Here is a 15,742-nt window from a genome sequence, read left to right on the forward strand (position 1 = left end):
CATACGATCCGCGCCCCACTCCACTTTTGCGGCTCCGGCGTGCCGGGTAAGGTTAGGTTAGCCTCACCGATCAATCGGGACGGCAAGACAGATCGATTCGGTCGGGAGGTGAACCGCGTGTACGTCTGCAGTTGCTTCGGTATCACCGAACAACAGGTGAAGAAGCATGCGGAGGACGGTGCCTGCACCCCCCGCCAGATAGCCTCCGCTTCCAAGGCGGGCACCGACTGCGGTTCCTGTGTGCGGCGCATTCAGGCCCTGCTGGGGCGGGGCACCTGCCCGGGCCGTGAGCTCGCCGAGCAGGGCAAGCCGGTGCTCTCCGGGATCTCGGGCCTCGAGGAAGCCGCCTAGCTCTCGGGCTGCTCGATCAGCTGCGCGATGTACAGGGCCTCACCGAGCTTCTCCAGCAGCTCCAGCTGGGTGTCCAGATAGTCGATGTGGTGCTCCTCGTCCTCGAGGATCGACTCGAAGATGTTCGCGGACGTGATGTCGCCCTTGTTGCGCATGACCTCGATGCCCCGCTTGAGGCGGTCGATCGCCTCGACCTCGATCTGCCGGTCGGCCTCGAACATCTCCTTGACGGTCTGCCCCACGCGCACATGGAAGAGGCGCTGGTAGTTCGGCAGGCCCTCCAGGAAGAGGATCCGGTCGGTGAGCACCTCCGCGTGCTTCATCTCGTCGAACGACTCGTGGCGGGTGTACTTCGCGAGCTTGGTCCAGCCGAAGTTCTCCTGCATCTTCGCGTGCAGGAAGTACTGGTTGATCGCGGTGAGCTCGCCGGTGAGCTGCTCGTTGAGGAATTCGATGACCTCGGGGTCGCCCTGCATCGCAGAGGCTCCTTCCGACCGGGGGGAACTGGCAGGTTGCGCCGCATGATTGCACTGGCGACGAAGATCGTCCAGTAAGTCTTCGCTTAGTAAGTAAGTGCACGCCTAGTCGCATTTGCCCGAGTTTGGGAGGGGCCGGTCAAGCGCACCGGTCCGGGTCTGTCAGGATGGAGTCATGGGTCAGCCGGTGGAGCGTGAATCGGGAGAACACGATTCGGGAGGAGCAGCTCAGCCCGAGCTTCCGCCAGGTCAGCGGCTACAGCGCGGCTGGCCGGTCACGCACTACGGGCCCGTCCCCAAGTTCCGCCCGGAGCGCTGGGAGTTCAGGGTCTTCGGCGCCACCGCGGACGGCGAGAAGCACTGCTGGACCCACGAGGAGTTCACCGCGCTGCCGTACACCTCGGTCGTCGCCGATCTGCACTGCGTCACCAAGTTCAGCATGCTCGGCGCCGAGTGGGGCGGTATTCCGGCCCGTGCGATCCTGGAGACCGCCCCGCCCGCGCCCGCCGTCACCCATGTGATGGTGTGGGCGGAGTACGGCTTCAGCTCGAATCTCCGCCTCGCGGACTTCGCCTCCGACCGCACCCTCTTCGCCACCCACAAGGACGGCGAGCTCCTCACGGCGGAACACGGCTTCCCGCTGCGCCTGGTCGTCCCCCATCTGTACGCCTGGAAGGGCCCCAAATGGGTCCGTGGCATCGAGTACATGACCGCCGACCGTCGCGGCTTCTGGGAGGAGCGCGGCTACCACAACATCGGCGACCCCTGGAAGGAACAGCGCTACTCCTACCAGGAGGGGCCCGGTGAGGGCCCCGAGCTCTGACCCTCAGTGGTACTCGTGCACCACGGCGTGGCCCTTGCCGCGGCCGATCATCCACTTGTTGACCGGGGTGGTGACCACGAAGGCGATCACCAGTGAGATCGCGAGCGAGCCCCAGAACAGCAGGTCGCCGAGCTGGGCGTCCATCGCGTCCGGCCACAGCACGATCACGCCGTTGTCGATCAGCTCCATCACGGCGATGGACAGGGTGTCCGCGGCCAGCGCCACCCGGAAGGCGGTGCGAAAGCCGACGCCGGCCTTCAGTACCCCGCGCAGGGTGAGCGAGTAGCCGAAGAAGAAGGCCAGGACGATCGCCAGGACGGTCGTCGCGAGGTTGCCCCAGCCGAACGCGGTGCCGATCACCATGCCCAGCACCTCGCCTATGGCGCAGCCGGTGAGGCAGTGGAGGGTGGCCTGGGCGGCCATGGCCCAGGTGGCGCCGGTCTGCTGGTGGTGGTGTGCGTGGCCCTCGTGGGCTTGGTGGGCCTCGTGGTCCGTGTGGTGGTGAGCGTGTGCTGCGTGCGCCTCGTGCTGCATGGGTGCCCCCAACGTCAGGTAACGGTTCCTGCACCGAGCAGGAACCGTATACCCCCTAGGGGTATTCCTCAACGCATTATGAATCCCGCAGTTTCTTCAGCCGCTCCACGTCCGCCGCGTGTCCCTCCTTGCCGCCCGGCGTCTCGATGACCAGCGGTACGCCCTCGGTGGCGGGGTGGGTCATCAGCGCCCGGAACGGGTCCTCGCCGATGTGACCGGAGCCGATGTTCTCGTGCCGGTCCTTGTGGGCGCCGACGACGTCCTTGGAGTCGTTGGCGTGGATCAGCTTCAGCCGGCCCTCGCCGACCGTGTCCACCAGGAGATCGAGGGTCTGGTGCATGCCGGACGGGCCGGTCAGGTCGTGGCCTGCCGCGAAGATGTGGCAGGTGTCCAGGCAGACCCCGAGCTTCGGGTGGGCGTCCAGCGCCTCGAAGTACGGCCCGAAGTCCCAGGTCCGCGAGCACAGCGAGGCGCCCTGTCCGGCCGTCGACTCCAGCAGCAGGAACGGGTCGTCGTCGTGGGTGAGCTCGTCCAGCAGTGGCAGCAGGTGCTCGCGCACCTGCTGCAGCGCCACGGCACGCTCCCGGCCGCCGGTCGCACTGCCCGTGTGCACGACCACGCCGAGCGCCCCGATCTCCCGCCCGCGCCGCAGCGAGTGGCGCAGCGACTCCACCGACCTCTCGACGGTCGCCTCGGTGTGCGAGCCGAAGTTGATCAGATACGGCGCATGGACGTACGCCGGGATCGACTCGGCCGCGCACGCCGCCCGGAACTCCTCGTCCTGCCGCGGATTCCCGGCCGGCGTGGCCCAGCCGCGCGGGTTGGCCACGAAGACCTGCACGGTCTCGGCCCCGAGGTCACGGGCGTAGGTCAGACCGACGGAGTTCAACCCGCCGGCCACCGGGACATGACCGCCGACCGGATTGCGGGACGGGAACGGGTGCTGGCTCTTCACCCGTTCAGGGTGTCATGCGCTACGACCTGCTCCGTCACCGGATCTTGATCGTGATCGTCGACCCCTTGGGCGCCGTCCGGCCGCCCTTCACGGACTGGCCCTTGACAGTGTCGCCGAAGAGCCCGAGCAGGCCGCGGTCCTCGTCGACCTTGAAGCCGGCGCCCTCCAGTGCCGTGTGCGCGTCTTCCACGCTGTCGCCGGTGACGTCCGGGACCTCGACCATGACCGGGCCCTTGGAGAGCGTGAGCGTCACCGTGTCGCCCTCGGCGGCCTGGCTGTCGCCCTGCGGGGTCTGCGCGGCGACCTGGCCCTTGTCGTACTCGGAGTTGATCCGGGTGGCGGCCACCTTCACCGTGAAGCCCGCGCCCTCCAGGTCGGACTTCGCGGTCGCCAGGTCCTCGCCGGTGACGTCAGGGACGTCCACCGCGCTGCCCTTGCTGACGGTCAGCGCGATCGCCGAGCCCGCGTGCCGCTTGGTGTTCGCCCCCGGGTCCGTCGATATGACCGAGCCCTTGGGCACGTCGTCGCTGAACTCCCGGGTGACCATGCCCGGTTCGAGCCCGTCCTTCTTCAGCCGGGCCCGCGCCTCGGCCAGCGTCCGGCCCGCCACGTCGGGCACCTGCACGGTCTCGGGACCGTCGGAGATGGTGATCGACACGCGCGCGTTGTCACGGATACGGGTGCCGGGCTCGGGGTCGGAGCTGATGACCGTGCCCCGCGCGACCGTGTCGCTGTAGGCGTGCTTGACCGTACCGAGGTCGAGTCCGGCGTCGCCCAACCGCTTCTTCGCCTGGGTCTGGGTCTTCGCCAGGACCGGCGGGACCTTGGTGAACTGGCCGGAGTTGATGTACCACACACCCGTGCCCACGCCGAGGATCAGCAGGACGGCGACGACGATCGCGAGCGGTCCGCGCCGGGCACGCGCGCCACGTCGGCGCGGCGGCAGCGGCGGAGGGCTCTCCAGTCGGCTGGTGCGCAGCGTCCCGGCCGGTCCGTCGTCCTCGTTGACCGGCAGCGGGCGGGGCACGGTCAAGGAGCGCGGGATGACGCTCGTACGGTCCTCGGAGATGGTGCGGTTGTCGGCCGCGATCGCCTGCGGCGGCACCGCGTCCAACTGGTCCGCGCTGAGGGCGGCGTGCACCTCGCGGGCGTGCGCGAGCAGCGCCACCGCGTCGTACGGGCGGATGTCGGGGGTGCGGGCGGTGGCCGACGCGACCAGCTCGTCCAGCTCGTACGGCAGCCCCGGGACGACCGCCGACGGGGGCGGGACGTCCTCGTGCAGGTGCTTGTAGAGCACCACGGCGGGGGAGTCCCCGTCGTGCGGGCGGTCGCCGGTCAGCATCTCGTACAGGACGACACCGCACGCGTACACGTCGACGCGGGCGTCGGCGGCGCCGGGCTGCTCGATCTGCTCGGGCGCGAGGTAGGAGACGGTGCCGAGCACGGCGCCGGTGGTGCTGGTGACCGTGTCCACGGAGCGCACGAGCCCGAAGTCGGCGACCTTGACCCGGCCGTCGTCCCCTATCAGCACGTTCTCCGGCTTCATGTCCCGGTGCACGAACCCGGCCCGGTGTGCGGCGCCCAGCGCGGCGAGCACCGGCTCCAGGATGTCCAGGGCGGCGCGCGGCTGCAGCGCCCCGCGCTCGCGCAGTACGTCGCGCAGGGTGCACCCGGCGACGTACTCCATGGCGAGATAGACGTACGACCCGTCGGTGCCCTGGTCGAAGACCTGTACCACGTTCGGGTGCGCCAGGCGCGCGACCGACTTGGCCTCCCGGATGAACCGGTCGACGAAGGTGCCGTCCGCCGCGAGCGCGGGGTGCATCACCTTCAGCGCGAGCACGCGGTCGAGGCGGGTGTCCACGGCCCGGTAGACCGTGGCCATCCCGCCGACCGCGATCCGCGCGTCCACGCGATAGCGGCCGTCGAGCACCTGCCCGACCAGGGGGTCCTGAAGGGTCGTATCCACGCAGGTGAGTGTACGAGCCGTGACTGACAGGGCTGCCGGTTCGGGTGAGATCGGGGCGGTACTGCAGCCGAGCTGTGACGGACGTCGCACCGGCACCAGGGTCTTGTCGAACGCGCGTTCAGAACGCGGGGCGTTCGGGGTCCAGGTGCGCGCGCCCCTCGTGCGGTGAGGAGGCCTCGGCGAAGTGGCGGCGCGGAATCCGCCCCGCCCGGTACGCCAGTCGGCCCGCCTCCACCGCGTGCCTCATCGCCTCGGCCATCAGCTGTGGCTCCTGCGCCCGGGTGACGGCCGAGGCGAGCATCACACCCGCGCACCCGAGCTCCATCGCGAGCGCCGCGTCCGAGGCCGTGCCGGCGCCCGCGTCCAGAATCACCGGTACGCGCGCGTGCTCGGTGATCAGCTGGAAGTTGTGCGGGTTGCGGATGCCGAGCCCGGAGCCGATGGGCGAGCCGAGCGGCATGATCGCCGCGCAGCCGACGTCCTCCAGCTTGCGGGCGAGCACCGGGTCGTCGTTCGTGTACGGCAGCACGGTGAAGCCGTCGTCGACCAGGGTCTCGGCGGCGTCCAGCAGCTCGATAGGGTCCGGCAGGAGGGTGCGCTCGTCGGCGATGACCTCCAGCTTCACCAGGTCGGTGCCGAGCGCCTCGCGTGCGAGACGGGCGGTGAGGACGGCCTCGCCGGCGGTGAAGCAGCCGGCCGTGTTCGGGAGCACCTGGATGCCGAGCCGGTCGAGGACGGACAGCACGGAACCGTGCACCGACGGGTCCACCCGGCGCATCGCGACGGTCGTGAGCTCGGTGCCGGACTCGACGAGCGCCCGCTCCAGCACCTCCAGGCTCGGGGCGCCGCCGGTGCCCATGATCAGACGGGACGCGAAGGACGTGCCGCCGAGGACAAAGGGGTCGTCGGCCATGGGTCAGCCTCCTTGGACGGCGGTGAGGACCTCGACGCGGTCCCCCTCGGAGAGGGACGTCGCGGGCCACTGCGCGCGGGGGACGACGGTTTCGTTCAGGGCGGCGGCCACTCCGGACGGGGCCGGGGTCAGCGTGCGAACGACGGTGTCGAGAGCCGTGCCGGGAGCGAACTCCCGCGACTCTCCGTTGACGGAGATGTTCATGCGGGCTGCTCCACGCGCCCGAAGCGCTTCGGCGTGAACGGGCGGGCCACGTCCGGGAGTTCACCGGTGGCCAGGGCGTGCGCCATGGCGTCGCCGGTGACGGGAGTGAGCAGCACGCCGTTGCGGTAGTGGCCGGTGGCCAGCAGCAGGCCGTCCAGTTCGGTCGGGCCGAGCAGGGGCGCGTTGTCGGGGGAACCGGGGCGCAGACCGGCCCGTGTCTCCGTCAGGGGCAGCTCGGTGATGCCGGGGACCAGCTCGTGGGCGTCCCGCAGCAGCTCATAGACCCCGCCCGCGGTGACCGTGGTGTCCCAGCCCAGCTCCTCGCTGGTCGCGCCGATCACCAGCTCGCCGTTCTCGCGCGGCACCAGGTAGACATGGCTGCCACGGACCACAGCGCGCACGGTACGGCTCAGGAAGGGCGCGTGCCGCTTCGGCACGGTCAGCCGCAGCACCTGTCCCTTCACGGGCCGTACGGGCGGCAGGACGTCGTCCGGGACGCCCGGCAGTCGCCCGCTGAGGCTCCCGGCGGCCAGCACCACCTGGCCCGCACCCAGCTCGGCGCCGTCGGTCGTCGTGACGCCGGCGGCCCGGTCCCGTACGACGTGAAAGCGCTCGGCCCACACGCGGTGGAACACGACTCCCGCCCGTTCGCACGCGGCCACGAGCGCGCCTGCCAGGCGCCGCGGGTCGATCTGGTGGTCGCCGGCGACTCTGAGCCCCCCGCGCACGCCCGGCGCGAGCATCGGCTCCAGGCGCCGGCAGTCGCGCCCGGACAACCACTCGGACTCCAGGCCCGACTGCCGTTGCAGCGCGTGCAGTTCACGCAGATGGGCGCGGTCGTCGGCGTCCAGGGCGACGGCGAGGGTGCCGCACCGGCGGTAGCCGAGGTCGTGGCCGGTGGCGTCGGTGAGCTCGGCCGCGAAGTCGGGGTAGCGGCGGGCCGAGGCGAGGTTCAGCCCGAGCAGGGTCTGCTCGCCGTAGTGCAGCTCCGTGACGGCGGCCAGCATGCCGGCGGCCACCTGGGCGGCCCCACCGCCCGGCTCGGGGTCCACGACGGCCGTGGCGAACCCGCGCTGAGCGGCCCGCCAGGCCGTGACCAGGCCGATGATTCCGCCCCCGATGACGAGGACGTCTGACGTACGTGACGACATGGGCGTCCAGCCCCTCCCTTCGCCGGCATGACCCGGATCAGGTTCGTACGGTCGGAGGCCGCCAGCCTCCCTCTCAGCCCGGTGCGTCCGGGCTCCCGCGAGTGCTTGTACGTTGGCCACCCTAGCCCGACCGCCGACGCCTCTGTAAGGGAGCCTCCCGCCATGCCCCGCTCGCTGGACGGCCTCGTCCTCGCGCCCGTCGCCGACCAGGCTCCAGGTCAGGTGGGTACCCGGACGCGGTTCACCTACCACGAGAAGGACGGCGAGATCTGGGCCGAGTACGCGGGCGGGGACGTCGTACGCGGGCATCTGGTGGGTACTCGGGCAGGTGACCGGCTGGACTTCCGGTACGTACAGTTCAAGCACGACGGGACGACGTCCTCGGGACACTGCGTGTCGACGGTCGTGGAGCTGCCGGACGGGCGGGTACGGCTGGAGGAGGCCTGGGAGTGGGAGTCGCAGCCGGGCAGCGGCACCAGTGTTGTGGAACAGGTCACTGAACACGACCCCTGACTGACGAATTGTCAGTTGACTATGGTGATCAGGTGAGCGAGCAGACGACGCAGTCGCAGCGCCGGGTGGTGGTGGTCGGCGCGGGCATGGCCGGCGTACAGACCGCGGTCGCCCTGCGCGAACAGGGCTTCCAGGGCACCGTCACATTGATCGGCGCCGAGCCCCACCAGCCGTACGACCGGCCGCCGTTGTCCAAGGCCGTCCTGCTCGGCAAGTCGGAGGGTTCCGCCTTCGACGTCGACTTCGAGGCGCTCGGCATCGAGCTGCGGCTGGGGCGCGAGGTGCTGGGCGTGCGCCCCGGCGAGCACGAGCTGGACACCGAGGGCGGGCCGGTCCCGTACGACGTCCTGGTCCTCGCCACCGGCGCCGAACCGATCACGCTGCCGGGCGCCGAGGGCGTGCCCGGCGTGCATCTGCTGCGCACCCTGGACGACGCCGAGCGGCTGCGGCCCGTGCTCGCCCGGCAGCACGACATCGTGGTGGTCGGCGCGGGCTGGATCGGCGCCGAGTTCGCCACCGCCGCGCGCGAGGCGGGCTGCGCGGTGACCGTCGTCGAGGCCGCGGACCGGCCGCTCGCGGGCGCCCTGCCCGCCGAGGTGGCCGCGCCCATGGCCGCCTGGTACGACGACGCCGGCGTCGTGCTGCGGACGCACGCGCGCGTGGAGCGCGTCGAGCCCGGCGCGGTCGTCCTCGACGACGGCACGCGCGCGCCCGCGGGCGCGGTCGTGGTCGGCATCGGCGCCCGCCCGGCCACCGCCTGGCTGGCCGGCTCCGGCGTCGAGCTCGGGGCGCACCGGGAGGTCCTGGCCGACGACCACCTGCGCACCTCGGCACCGGACGTCTACGCGGTCGGCGACTGCGCCTCCTTCCCCTCCGGCCGGTACGGCGAGCGGCTGCTGGTCCACCACTGGGACAACGCCCTCCAGGGCCCCCGCACGGTCGCCGCGAACATCATCGGCGAGGCCACGGGGGAGCCCCCGGCGGTCTACGACCCGGTCCCGTACTTCTGGTCGGAGCAGTTCGGCCGCTTCGTCCAGTACGCCGGCCACCACCTGTCCGCCGAACGGACCGTCTGGCGCGGCGACCCGTCCGGACCCGCCTGGTCGGTCTGCTGGCTGCGCGAGAACCGCCTGGTCGCCCTGCTGGCGGTGGGCCGACCGCGGGACCTGGCCCAGGGCCGACGCCTGATCGAGGCGGGCACGGCGATGAACACCGAACTGCTGGCGGACCCGGCGAAGCCGTTGAAGGCGGCCACGGCCTAGGAAACGACCACCCTGGTCGGACGGTCCCGGCTTCCGACTGTCGGTGGCAGATGGCAGGCTTTGTTCTGTGACCGAGATTGACGCAAAGATCGATGCTCTCGTCCCCGCCTGGCTCACCGTCCCCGACATCGCCGAATTGCTCGGCGTCGACGTGACGCGTGTACGGCAGCTGATCAAGGACGGTCAGCTCATCGCCGTACGCCGTGGTGAGAACCGCGCGCTGCACGTCCCCGCCGCCTTCATCGACGGGGCCGAGCAGAAGGTCGTCAAGGGCCTGACCGGCACCCTGACGCTCCTGCGGGACGACGGCTTCTCCGACGAAGAGATGCTGGAATGGCTCTTCACCCCCGACGAGAGCCTGCCCGGCACCCCCGCGCAGGCCCTCAGCGAGAATCGCGGCACGGAGGTGAAGCGCCGGGCCCAGGCGCTCGCCGTCTGATCGCAGCAGCCTGATCCGAACACCGTCCGGCGTACGGGCCGTGGCCGGCACCTGCCACGGCCGCGATCCACTGCGGCCCGCCGAGCCACGCCTGTGGTTCACTACGGCCCGGTCGCGGCCGACCGCACCGGTCCGCGGCCCGTACACCACCGACACGGGGGACCCGCATGCCCGTCACGTCCGGCACCGACGCTCGCGCCCAGCTCGCCGACGCCCGGCTCTACCTCTGCACGGACGCCCGCAGGACCCAGGGCGACCTGCCGGAGTTCCTGGACGCCGTCCTGGCCGGCGGCGTCGACATCGTGCAGCTGCGCGACAAGGGCATGGAGGCGGCCGAGGAGCTGGAGCACCTGAAGGTCTTCGCCGACGCCTGCGCCCGCCACGGCAAGCTCCTCGCGGTCAACGACCGCGCGGACGTCGCCCATGCGGCCGCCGCCGACGTACTCCACCTCGGCCAGGGCGACCTCCCGGTCCCCGCGGCCCGCGCGATCCTCGGCGAGGACGTCCTGATAGGCCGCTCCACGCACGCGGAGGCGGAGGCCGCCGAGGCCGCCGCCCAGCAGGGCGTGGACTACTTCTGCACCGGCCCCTGCTGGCCCACCCCCACCAAGCCCGGCCGCCACGCGCCCGGCCTCGACCTGGTCCGCTTCACCGCCGACCTCGGCACCGGCCTGCCCTGGTTCGCCATCGGCGGCATCGACCTCGGCAACCTCGACGAGGTACTGGAGGCCGGCGCCCGCCGGGTCGTGGTCGTCCGCGCGATCACCGGGGCGGCCGACCCGGGCGCGGCGGCGGCGGAGTTCGCGAAGCGGCTGCGGAGCGTATAGCTGCGGCGCGTAGAGGGGCCCGGGGAGCGAGGGGCCCGGGGAGCGCATAACGGGCACGGTTGTCCGATGGGTGGACAACAACTCGACAAAACGGGCAAATTTCCAGAGTTCGGTTGGGGGACCGCCAGCCCCTGACTAACCTGCGGGTATGGCCCTAGGAACCGCATCCACCAGGACTGATCGCGCACGTACCGTGCGCGACATGCTCACCACGGGCAAGGCGACGTACTCTTTCGAGTTCTCGGCACCCAAGACGCCCAAGGGCGAGCGGAACCTGTGGAGCGCGCTGCGCAGGGTCGAGGCGGTCGCCCCCGACTTCGTCTCCGTGACGTACGGCGCCGGCGGCTCCACCCGTGCGGGCACGGTCAAGGAGACCGAGCAGATCGTCGCCGACACCACGCTGACGCCCGTCGCCCACCTCACCGCGGTCAACCACTCCATCGCCGAGCTGCGCAACATCATCGGCCAGTACGCGGACGCCGGTATCCGCAACATCCTCGCCGTGCGCGGCGACCCGCCCGGCGACCCCATGGGCGACTGGGTGGCCCACCCCAAGGGGCTGACCTACGCCGCCGAGCTCGTCCGCCTCATCAAGGAGTCGGGCGACTTCTGCGTCGGCGTCGCGGCCTTCCCGGAGATGCACCCGCGCTCCGACGAGTGGGACACGGACGTCGCCCACTTCGTCGACAAGTGCCGGGCCGGCGCCGACTACGCCATCACGCAGATGTTCTTCCAGCCGGAGTCGTACCTGCGCCTGCGCGACCGGGTGGCCGCCGCCGCGTGCGAGACCCCGGTCATCCCCGAGGTGATGCCGGTCACCAGCGTGCGGATGCTGGAGCGGTTGCCGCAGCTCAGCAACGCGCAGATCCCGTCCGTCCTGAAAGAGCGGATCCTCACAGCACAAGACGATCCGGCCGCTGTACGCTCCATTGGCATCGAATTCGCCACGGAGTTCTGCGCGCGGCTGCTGGCCGAGGGAGTGCCCGGACTGCACTTCATCACGCTCAACAACTCCACGGCGACGCTGGAAATCTACGAGAACCTGGGCCTGCACCATCCGCCGCAGGCCTAGACCGGCCGCACGGATATACGACACACTGCGTAGCGGCGACTGGGAGAGGGGCGTACATGGGCTGGACGGTCCTCTACATCGCGTTCGGCATTGTCGCGCTGTGGCTGCTCGGCGAGGTGCTGTTGCAGTACAAGGCGCGACTGCGCTGGCGGCTGCTCGCCTTCGTCGGCTTCCTGGGCGTCGTGCTGGGTGTGCTGATTCCGTCGGTCATCGTCATCGGCCTCGGCGCTGCAGCGTTCGCCGTCGGCCAGACGTACGTCACCCTGTCCTTCCGCCGCGGCTTCTCGGCGGGATGGGCCGTCAAGCGTCCCGAGGCCGAGGGCCTCGGCGCGGGCGGCAAGAGCCGCCGCGGCCGGGCGGACCGCCAGGACCCGAGTCTGGAGGTCTCCGACCTCGAGGACGCCGGTTACGGCGACGAGCGGCCCTACGCCCAGGAGGGCGCGTCCTACGGCGCGGACGACGACTACGACCGCGACGACGTCTTCACCCCCTCCCACGCGGGCCAGCCCACGGCCGCCGAGACCACCGCGATCTACGAGCCGCAGCCCCTGCCCGACGACACCGGCTCGTACGGCATATACAGCGACACCGCGTACAACGCCGCCGCCGACCCGTCCTACGCGGGCGCGGGCCAGCCCCAGGACCAGTACGCGACCGCCGCCCAGGGCGCCGACCAGGCCTACGGCTACGACTACTCCGGCTACAACCAGCAGCAGTACGGCTACGACACCACCGGCCAGCAGCAGTACGCCGCCTACTCCGACCCGTACATCGGCACCCAGACCTACGGCGGCGGCTACGACGCGAGCTACGGCCAGTACGACCAGCAGGGCTACGCCCAGGGCCAGTACGGCACCGGCACCTACGGCGGCGAGACCCCGGCGGGCGGGGTGTGGGTCCCGCAGCAGCGCACCGACGAGACCTACGGCGGCGAACTCCCGCAGGAGCAGCAGTACCCGTACCAGGACAACGGCCAGGGCCAAGGTCAAGGCCAAGGGAACGGGTACGACGAGCAGCAGTACCGCTTCTGACGAGCAGCAGTACCGCTTCTGAGGATCCTCAGCGCCGACTTCTCACTGAGACCCCCTGAACTCCGCCCCCTCCACGATCAGCCCGGCCACCAGCGCGCCCGACATTCCCGCGTGGGGGAGCCCGCCGCCGGGGTGGGACCAGCCGCCGACGGTGAACAGGCCGGGGAGGGTGGTGGTGTTGGACGGGTGCAGGGCTCCCTCCGGGCCGGCCAGCGAGGGCGGCGGGACGGCACCACCCTCGGCCCCCGTCTCCCGCTCGGTGTGCACGGGCGTGCGCACCTCGCGCCACAGGATCCGCTCACGCAGCCCCGGTACCGCCCTCTCGGCGGCGGCCACCATCCGGTCGGCGAAGGCGTCGGCGGCGCCGGGTGCGGCCCAGTCGTACGCCGCCCCGGAGGCCGTCGTCGCCGTCAGCACCATGGACTCGTGCCCGGCGTCGGGGCGCAGGGCCGGGTCGTCCGGGCGGTCGACCCGGACCGTGGGCCGCTCAGGTGTCGCCCCGGGCCCGAACAGAGACAGCTCCTCCCCCGCCTCCGGTGCGTGCACCACCGTGCGGTGCACGGCCCCCGTCTCCCGTGCGCCGCGCAGCGCGAGGCACACCACGACCCGGCCCGGGTGCAGGTCCTCGGCGTCGGGCGCGAGATCCTTCGACCCGTACAGCTCCCGGCCCGCCACGAGTCCGCGCAACCGCCAGGGCCCCGCCCCGACGACCGTGTCCGCCTCCGCCACCGTGCCGTCGGCCAGCTCCACCCCGGCCGCGCGCCCGTCCTTTTCCAGGACCCCGGTGACCTCCGCGCCGAAGACGAACTCCACCTTCCGCGCCAGGCACCTCTCGTGGACCGCCCGCGCCAACTCCCTTATGCCACCTCGCACATACCAGGTGCCGAAGGCGTGCTCCATGTACGGCAGCACGGCCGCGCTCGCCGGAGCGGTGCCGGGGTCCACACCGTGCGCGAGGGCGTACCCGTCCAGCAGCGCCGCGAGACGGGGATCCCGCAGCTCCCAGGCACCGATCTCGTGGAGCGTCGCCGCCCTCCGGGTCCGCAGCAGCCTCTTGTGCGCCACCGCCGGATACGGCTCCCGCTCCGCCAGCACCGACCAGTTGGGCCACAGCGGCTCCTCCAGCAGCGGCCGGCGGGTGCGGTCCCAGGCCTCGCGCGCCCGCATCAGGAAGTCGCCCCAGCGCTCGCCCGCGCCCGCCCCCAGCGCTGCTTCCAGGGCGGCGACGACCCCCGCGCGCGAGGCGTTCGGCAGTGCCACCTCCGTGCCGTCCGCGAAGACGTGCCGCGAGGACGGGTCGACCTGGACCAGCCCGACGCACTCCTCCAGCGGCTGCTTGCCGGTCTTGAGGAACAGATCGCGCCAGACCGCGGGCAGGGTCAGCAGCCCGGGACCGGTGTCGAAGCCGAACCCGTCCCGCTCGAAGCGGCGCACCGCACCGCCGTACGTCTCCGCACGCTCGTACACCGTCACCCGGTGGCCCGCGACGGCCAGCCGGGCGGCAGCCGCCATGGCGCCCATGCCGGCGCCGATCACCGCAATCCGTCCCATGCCGGCGACTTTATCGACCGCCACTGACAGTCACGGCACGGGTGGTCGTCCGACCTGCGCGGCCGGCCGCCGTTCCTCCCGCCGCTGGGCTCTGCGGCTCCAGAACCGCCGGATCCGCGAGATCAGGAAGACCAGCACCACCAGCCCGGTCACCAGCAGAGCGCCCGCGATCACGGCCGCCGCACCGGGGTGGAACATGGCGAACGTCACGATCCCGCCGACCCCGAGGTCCTCGGCGAGACTGATGATCACGTTGCTGAACGGTTCCGGCGAGGTGTTGACCGCCATGCGCGTCCCGGCCTTGACGGTGTGGCTGGCCAGCGCGGTCGAACCGCCGACCAGGCCCGCGACCACGTCGTCGAGCGAGCCGCCGTGGCCGGCGAGCAGCGCGCCGACCCAGGCGCCCGCGACAGGCCGGATCACCGTGTGCACCGAGTCCCAGACCGAGTCGACGTACGGGATCTTGTCCGCGACCGCCTCGCACAGGAACAGCACGCCCGCTGTGACGAGGACCTCAGGACGCTGCAGGGTGGCCGGGACGTCGTGGCTCACCCCGGTCGCACCGAAGACGCCGAGGAGCAGCACCACCGCGTACGCGTTGATACCGCTGGCCCAGCCGCTGGTGAAGACGAGAGGGAGTACCGACACGGAGGCGATCGTAACCACTCGGCAACGGAGCGTCCTGGGGGTGAGCGCGCACGACTGAGTATCCGTACCTAGTGAGTGAGTTGAGTACGCGCGCGGATGGGGGGCGACCTGCGCGAACGAGAGAGTGGAGTCACGGAAAGGGGCACGGCTCCGGTACCGGCGACACGGGGCGCCGGAACGGAGCCGCCCACGATCCGCTCCTTCCGCCGGCTGCGGTCGGCGGGAGCGAGGCACGGGGGAACCCGGGGGAACGACCGAGACGGGGGTCCCAACGGGGGGGGACACGGGGGAAGTAACAACGGGGGAGCACGAGAAGGCGCCGGTTCGAGGTGGCCCGCGGGGGACGCGGCCACAACGGACCGGCGCTTTCGTGTGGGCTCAGCCTGCGTCGCGGCCGCTCACGCGCCCCTGGAGCAACCGGGACAGGGCCGCGTGGACGTCGTCCAGGGAGCGCTCCGGCTGGAAGGACTGCCAGTCCAGGGCGGCCACCAGGACCATGCCGACCAGCGCGGACGCGGTCAGCGGTACATCGATCTCGTCGCTGAACTCGCCGTTCTCCATGCCCTCCCGCAGCACGCCCTCCACCACTGCGACCGCCTGCTGCCGGACCACCATCAGCGTGGACTGCCAGGCCCGGTTGGTGCGCCACAGCTCGGCCACGTACAGCTGGGTGAAGGCCGGATAGCGGTCGATGAAGACGAGACCGGCCCGGACCATCGCGTCCAGGGCGTCGACCTTGCTGCCGCCGTCCCGCGCCGTCTGCTCGGCCGCCTCCCGAAGGGAGGTGGTGAGGAGTCCCACACCGTGCCGCAGCAGCTCCTCGAAGAGGACGGACTTGCTCGCGAAGTTGTAGTAGACCGTGCCCTTCGCGACCCCGGCCCGCTCGGCGATCTCGTCCACTGTGGTGGCGGAGAAGCCCTGTTCGGCGATGAGCGTGACGGCGGCCTCGTAGAGCTTCTGCCGGGTGGCCTCGCGGCGGGTGCCGCCGCCCGGCGTGGTGCTGCTGCTTTCCATGGTCCTGAT

18 protein-coding genes and 1 riboswitch are annotated in these 15,742 nt (G+C 71.4%); of the genes, 8 read left to right on the forward strand and 10 right to left on the reverse strand.

What is annotated here, in order from left to right:
* Positions 1-108 precede the first annotated feature (108 nt).
* Positions 109-351 carry a (2Fe-2S)-binding protein gene (locus ACWC09_RS35405; protein ID WP_450855137.1) on the forward strand — a complete coding sequence of 81 codons (243 nt, stop codon included), beginning with the start codon at positions 109-111 and terminating at the stop codon, positions 349-351.
* Here ACWC09_RS35405 and bfr read toward each other — a convergent pair.
* Entirely contained in the window at positions 348-827 is a 480-nt protein-coding gene (gene bfr, locus ACWC09_RS35410) for a bacterioferritin (RefSeq protein ID WP_450855057.1), read from the reverse strand. The genes ACWC09_RS35405 and bfr overlap by 4 nt on opposite strands.
* Before the next feature lie 175 nt (positions 828-1,002).
* Between bfr and ACWC09_RS35415 the strand changes: the two genes are divergently transcribed.
* Positions 1,003-1,650: a sulfite oxidase-like oxidoreductase gene (locus ACWC09_RS35415; RefSeq protein WP_450855058.1), complete on the forward strand. Its 648-nt coding sequence runs from the start codon at positions 1,003-1,005 to the stop codon at positions 1,648-1,650.
* Between the two features lie 3 nt (positions 1,651-1,653).
* Here the strand turns inward: ACWC09_RS35415 and ACWC09_RS35420 are convergent, their stop codons facing one another.
* From ACWC09_RS35420 to thiO, 6 genes are all read right to left on the reverse strand, one after another.
* Complete coding sequence (locus tag ACWC09_RS35420; protein ID WP_450855059.1) at positions 1,654-2,184, reverse strand: DUF4396 domain-containing protein; 531 nt, start codon at positions 2,182-2,184, stop codon at positions 1,654-1,656.
* A gap of 76 nt (positions 2,185-2,260) precedes the next feature.
* A complete protein-coding gene (locus ACWC09_RS35425; protein WP_450855061.1) occupies positions 2,261-3,139 on the reverse strand; it encodes a deoxyribonuclease IV in 879 nt (292 codons plus the stop codon).
* A gap of 34 nt (positions 3,140-3,173) precedes the next feature.
* On the reverse strand, positions 3,174-5,108 hold the full coding sequence (pknB, locus tag ACWC09_RS35430; RefSeq protein WP_450855063.1) for a Stk1 family PASTA domain-containing Ser/Thr kinase: 1,935 nt from the start codon (positions 5,106-5,108) through the stop codon (positions 3,174-3,176).
* Positions 5,109-5,226: 118 nt separating this feature from the next.
* Positions 5,227-6,021 (reverse strand): thiazole synthase, encoded by a 795-nt coding sequence (locus ACWC09_RS35435; protein ID WP_450855064.1) that lies wholly within the window; start codon positions 6,019-6,021, stop codon positions 5,227-5,229.
* Between the two features lie 3 nt (positions 6,022-6,024).
* Positions 6,025-6,225: a sulfur carrier protein ThiS gene (gene thiS / locus ACWC09_RS35440; protein ID WP_450855066.1), complete on the reverse strand. Its 201-nt coding sequence runs from the start codon at positions 6,223-6,225 to the stop codon at positions 6,025-6,027.
* Positions 6,222-7,376, reverse strand: coding sequence for a glycine oxidase ThiO (gene thiO, locus ACWC09_RS35445; RefSeq protein ID WP_450855068.1), 1,155 nt, complete (start codon positions 7,374-7,376; stop codon positions 6,222-6,224). Before thiO ends, thiS begins: the two co-directional genes overlap by 4 nt.
* A riboswitch (TPP riboswitch) is annotated at positions 7,374-7,485 on the reverse strand. It overlaps the preceding gene by 3 nt.
* Before the next feature lie 53 nt (positions 7,486-7,538).
* On the opposite strand from thiO, the gene ACWC09_RS35450 reads away from it, so the two are divergent.
* The 6 genes from ACWC09_RS35450 to ACWC09_RS35475 all read left to right on the forward strand — a co-directional run bounded on the left by ACWC09_RS35450 (position 7,539) and on the right by ACWC09_RS35475 (position 12,520).
* Complete coding sequence (locus ACWC09_RS35450; protein WP_450855069.1) at positions 7,539-7,889, forward strand: hypothetical protein; 351 nt, start codon at positions 7,539-7,541, stop codon at positions 7,887-7,889.
* Between the two features lie 32 nt (positions 7,890-7,921).
* Positions 7,922-9,151: an NAD(P)/FAD-dependent oxidoreductase gene (locus ACWC09_RS35455; RefSeq protein ID WP_450855070.1), complete on the forward strand. Its 1,230-nt coding sequence runs from the start codon at positions 7,922-7,924 to the stop codon at positions 9,149-9,151.
* 67 nt (positions 9,152-9,218) lie between these two features.
* The gene (locus tag ACWC09_RS35460) at positions 9,219-9,590 is read left to right on the forward strand and encodes an Rv2175c family DNA-binding protein (protein ID WP_450855071.1); all 372 of its coding nucleotides are present in this window, start codon (positions 9,219-9,221) and stop codon (positions 9,588-9,590) included.
* 167 nt (positions 9,591-9,757) lie between these two features.
* On the forward strand, positions 9,758-10,417 hold the full coding sequence (thiE, locus tag ACWC09_RS35465; protein ID WP_450855073.1) for a thiamine phosphate synthase: 660 nt from the start codon (positions 9,758-9,760) through the stop codon (positions 10,415-10,417).
* Between the two features lie 148 nt (positions 10,418-10,565).
* Complete coding sequence (gene metF, locus ACWC09_RS35470) at positions 10,566-11,489, forward strand: methylenetetrahydrofolate reductase [NAD(P)H] (protein ID WP_450855074.1); 924 nt, start codon at positions 10,566-10,568, stop codon at positions 11,487-11,489.
* A 56-nt stretch (positions 11,490-11,545) separates the two neighbouring features.
* Entirely contained in the window at positions 11,546-12,520 is a 975-nt protein-coding gene (locus tag ACWC09_RS35475) for an SCO2102 family sporulation regulator (RefSeq protein WP_450855075.1), read from the forward strand.
* A 42-nt stretch (positions 12,521-12,562) separates the two neighbouring features.
* Here ACWC09_RS35475 and ACWC09_RS35480 read toward each other — a convergent pair whose 3' ends face one another.
* The 3 genes from ACWC09_RS35480 to ACWC09_RS35490 all read right to left on the reverse strand — a co-directional run bounded on the left by ACWC09_RS35480 (position 12,563) and on the right by ACWC09_RS35490 (position 15,733).
* Positions 12,563-14,071 (reverse strand): phytoene desaturase family protein, encoded by a 1,509-nt coding sequence (locus tag ACWC09_RS35480; protein ID WP_450855076.1) that lies wholly within the window; start codon positions 14,069-14,071, stop codon positions 12,563-12,565.
* Positions 14,072-14,101: 30 nt separating this feature from the next.
* On the reverse strand, positions 14,102-14,719 hold the full coding sequence (locus ACWC09_RS35485) for a DUF4126 domain-containing protein (RefSeq protein ID WP_450855078.1): 618 nt from the start codon (positions 14,717-14,719) through the stop codon (positions 14,102-14,104).
* 378 nt (positions 14,720-15,097) lie between these two features.
* Complete coding sequence (locus ACWC09_RS35490; protein WP_450855080.1) at positions 15,098-15,733, reverse strand: TetR/AcrR family transcriptional regulator; 636 nt, start codon at positions 15,731-15,733, stop codon at positions 15,098-15,100.
* Positions 15,734-15,742: the final 9 nt, after the last annotated feature.

Source organism: Streptomyces sp. NPDC001617, from assembly GCF_053596855.1.

Bases quoted from the DNA above. Each gene is read 5' to 3' on its own strand.
- bfr (WP_450855057.1), bottom strand. From the start codon at position 827: ATGCAGGGCGACCCCGAGGTCATCGAATTCCTCAACGAGCAGCTCACC.
- ACWC09_RS35415 (WP_450855058.1), top strand. From the start codon at position 1,003: ATGGGTCAGCCGGTGGAGCGTGAATCGGGAGAACACGATTCGGGAGGA.
- ACWC09_RS35420 (WP_450855059.1), bottom strand. From the start codon at position 2,184: ATGCAGCACGAGGCGCACGCAGCACACGCTCACCACCACACGGACCAC.
- ACWC09_RS35435 (WP_450855064.1), bottom strand. From the start codon at position 6,021: ATGGCCGACGACCCCTTTGTCCTCGGCGGCACGTCCTTCGCGTCCCGT.
- thiS (WP_450855066.1), bottom strand. From the start codon at position 6,225: ATGAACATCTCCGTCAACGGAGAGTCGCGGGAGTTCGCTCCCGGCACG.
- thiO (WP_450855068.1), bottom strand. From the start codon at position 7,376: ATGTCGTCACGTACGTCAGACGTCCTCGTCATCGGGGGCGGAATCATC.
- ACWC09_RS35450 (WP_450855069.1), top strand. From the start codon at position 7,539: ATGCCCCGCTCGCTGGACGGCCTCGTCCTCGCGCCCGTCGCCGACCAG.
- thiE (WP_450855073.1), top strand. From the start codon at position 9,758: ATGCCCGTCACGTCCGGCACCGACGCTCGCGCCCAGCTCGCCGACGCC.
- metF (WP_450855074.1), top strand. From the start codon at position 10,566: ATGGCCCTAGGAACCGCATCCACCAGGACTGATCGCGCACGTACCGTG.
- ACWC09_RS35475 (WP_450855075.1), top strand. From the start codon at position 11,546: ATGGGCTGGACGGTCCTCTACATCGCGTTCGGCATTGTCGCGCTGTGG.
- ACWC09_RS35480 (WP_450855076.1), bottom strand. From the start codon at position 14,071: ATGGGACGGATTGCGGTGATCGGCGCCGGCATGGGCGCCATGGCGGCT.
- ACWC09_RS35490 (WP_450855080.1), bottom strand. From the start codon at position 15,733: ATGGAAAGCAGCAGCACCACGCCGGGCGGCGGCACCCGCCGCGAGGCC.